The following is a 2193-nucleotide window of genomic DNA, read 5'->3' as shown; positions in this document are numbered from 1 at the left end:
AATTTTGAAATGTATCTCCTTTTTTAACCATAATAAAATCCCCTCCAAGTAAAAGTGTAACATCCATGTGTATTCATAGTCTTTTTACACTGTCTACCTTAAGGGGATAATATCACGAGGAGGGGATTCTTCTATGGCTGTAAATTCATATTACACGTATATCACAATAAAAGAACTCATTTTTATCCATGCCTATGTGACAGGGGAAGAAATCCCTTCTTCACAAGCATTACAAATACTCAAACAGTTTGCTCCTGAAGCAATACCAGGTACAATCAGACAAACGCGTCGGTATCGTATACGGGAAAATGGAGAAGAATTGTTCGGATACTATAGACAGAAGCATCCAAAATTATTTGATAAACAAAAATTATACACGCATGAAAAGTTGAAACACCGAGCGGTGTACTATTGTTCTTCTCATTTGACGGTTCATATCTAATCCTTATATTTTGTTTTATTGGTTTTTAGAACCCGAGAAAATCGTTCATTTTTTTGCGGAAAGTGAGAAAAAGGGACGCTCAGATGCCTTTCTAACAAAAGAAAAGACAAAGTGAATATATTTCATGTAAAAAGACGAAATCCCCGCACAGAAATTGATAAGGAGGTTTAAAAGATTACAGGTAAAATCCGCGATAGAAAAGGGAAAGACATAAAAAGATAGGCGCATGTTTAAGCTACAAAAATATAATTTCACGTACCATAATGCCTTTAAAAATAAATAACCCCAAACATCTTCACAAGGGTTGCTTCTTCTCTTCCTTCTCCGATACAATAGACATATAGAATACGAAACAGAAAGGTGACTCTATCCATGAATCAACCTTTAGTGAATTTACGAGTCGATTTTGCTTTTAAGCAATTATTTGGTGTACAAGGACAAGAGGAATTATTGATTTCTTTTTTAAATGCAATCTTGCAGGAGTCCTTATCTATACCGATTGTATCGCTAAAAATTGAAGACCCACATTTGCATAAAGAATATGAAGAAGATAAATTATCCATACTAGATATATTAGCTACACTTCAAGATGGGACAAAAGTAAATGTAGAAATACAGTTGCGAAATACACAAGAGATTGTAAAACGTTCCTTATATTACTGGAGTAAATTATATACATCTCAATTAGAAAAAGGGATGCCATACCGTTCTTTACGAAAAACCATTGCCATCAATCTATTAGATTTTGATCTCTTTCCTCATTATAATGATATGCATACAATTGGACAGTTTTGGAGTCAACAACACAAGGAAGTGTTACTCGAAGATTTGGAAATCCATTTCATTGAAATTCCTAAATTGCTACAGCAATGGAGAGAAGAAAAAATTAATCCGTGGGAAAATGAATTTGCTCGTTGGTTGCTTTTGCTACCAGCACATGAAGATGAACATTTGACCCACACACTGGAGGACATCGCCATGAAACAAGACCCGATGTTACAAAAGGCAATCCACAAATGGGAGAACATGAGTCAGAGCAGTTCTTTCCGCTTAGCGTATGAAGCCAGAGAAAAGGTTTTATTTGATGAGCAAGCCAAATTAGCACATGCTCGTGAGGTTGGGAAAGAAGAAGGGCTTCAAGAGGGTATGGAAAAAGGAAAAGAAGTAGGCATTCAAGAAGGAAAAATTCAACTGATTCGTGGCATGCATAAAAATGGCATGGATATCGAAGATATTGCGAAGTTTACCAATATGGACATGTCGGACATACGCCATATTTTGAAACGATAAAAGGAGAGACGTAGCGTCTCTCCTTTTATTCATGTGTATTTAAGGCTAACGATGAATCCCACCGCCAAGTTGTTGTTCAGCCATCGCTACGAGACGCTTTGTGATTTCACCACCAACCGAACCGTTTGAACGAGCTGTCGTGTCCGCACCAAGTTGCACACCAAATTCTTGTGCAATTTCATATTTCATTTGATCGATTGCACTTTCAGCTCCTCGAATCACTACTTCATTACGACTTCTGCCATTTTTGTTTGCCATATATATCACCTCCTAGGGTCTTAATATGCTACAAAATACAAAAAATATTTATTTTTTGTAGATGTTCTTTAAATCAGACTCCGAAAAATTCCGTTTTTGTGCAGCCATTTGAATTAATATAATTTCAGAGGTTCTGTTGCAAAGTTTGAAAAAACATAAATCCGTTTACAAAATACAGTTATCGTTTAAGAAATTCTGAATAG

Annotated in this window: 3 protein-coding genes; 2 read left to right on the top strand and 1 reads right to left on the bottom strand. The window is 35.8% G+C overall.

Annotated elements, in window-relative coordinates; translation table 11 throughout:
• Positions 1-133: 133 nt before the first annotated feature.
• The gene (locus JDS99_RS30440) at positions 134-442 is read left to right on the top strand and encodes a 50S ribosomal protein L7ae (RefSeq protein WP_199696447.1); all 309 of its coding nucleotides are present in this window, start codon (positions 134-136) and stop codon (positions 440-442) included.
• A 372-nt stretch (positions 443-814) separates the two neighbouring features.
• Positions 815-1732 (top strand): Rpn family recombination-promoting nuclease/putative transposase, encoded by a 918-nt coding sequence (locus tag JDS99_RS30435; protein ID WP_199696446.1) that lies wholly within the window; start codon positions 815-817, stop codon positions 1730-1732.
• A 45-nt stretch (positions 1733-1777) separates the two neighbouring features.
• Here JDS99_RS30435 and JDS99_RS30430 read toward each other — a convergent pair whose 3' ends face one another.
• Positions 1778-1990 carry an alpha/beta-type small acid-soluble spore protein gene (locus JDS99_RS30430; protein ID WP_199696445.1) on the bottom strand — a complete coding sequence of 71 codons (213 nt, stop codon included), beginning with the start codon at positions 1988-1990 and terminating at the stop codon, positions 1778-1780.
• Positions 1991-2193 lie beyond the last annotated feature (203 nt).

This window comes from Bacillus cereus group sp. N6 (assembly GCF_016483705.1).
Lineage (GTDB): Bacteria > Bacillota > Bacilli > Bacillales > Bacillaceae_G > Bacillus_A > Bacillus_A wiedmannii.
This window is presented reverse-complemented; position numbering and strand designations above follow the sequence as displayed.